General features: G+C 68.3%; 1 protein-coding gene. It reads right to left on the bottom strand.

Annotation, left to right across the window (positions count from 1 at the left end):
* Positions 1–631 (bottom strand): SpnB-like Rossmann fold domain-containing protein (locus LDL48_RS44935; RefSeq protein ID WP_225261013.1); only part of this gene is annotated, 631 nt, incomplete at its 3' end.
* Positions 632–691: the final 60 nt, after the last annotated feature.

The raw sequence follows: 691 nt of genomic DNA, 5'->3' as shown, positions 1-691 counted from the left end.
ACACCCGCGCCAACCGCTGCGGCGTCAACGACGTCACCACCCCGTCATCCAGCACCCCCGCCAGATGCACCACCGCGGAAACCCCATCCACCAGGGTCTCCAGCAGCTCCCGATCACCGGCATCACCCGCAACCCACCGCACCCGCGCCCCCGCAGCGACCAACCGCTCATCCAGCTCCGCCACCCGACCACGCCGGGACAACAACACCAGCTCAGACACCCCATACGCCGCGACCAGATGCTGCGCCACCACACCACCCAACGCACCCGAAGCACCCGTCAGCAACACCGCACCCGAACCGAAATCAGGCTCCCGCTCACCACCCGCGGCCCGGACCAGCCGCGGCACCCGCAACGAACCGTCCCCGGCCACCACCACCTGCGGCTCACCAGTAGCCAACACCGCCGGCACATCCGCCTCACCACCACCACCAAGCAACACGAACCGGCCCGGCTGCTCCGCCTGCGCCGAACGCACCAACCCCCACACACCCGCAACCACCGGATCCGACGGATCCGCGGTCAACACCACCAAAACCCGCTCATCATCATCAACCCCGAGCCAGGCCTGCACCACCTCCAACGCCGCGAACACATCACCCGGACGAACCACCTCCCACCCCTGCTCCACACCCACACCCGGACGCCCCACCGACACCCACTGCACACCAAACAACGAATCCACAGACCG

It is taken from the genome of Jidongwangia harbinensis (assembly GCF_020216025.1).
Lineage (GTDB): Bacteria > Actinomycetota > Actinomycetes > Mycobacteriales > Micromonosporaceae > Actinoplanes > Actinoplanes harbinensis.
Note: the sequence above shows the minus strand (reverse complement) of the source record. Positions and strands in the feature narration are given on the sequence as shown.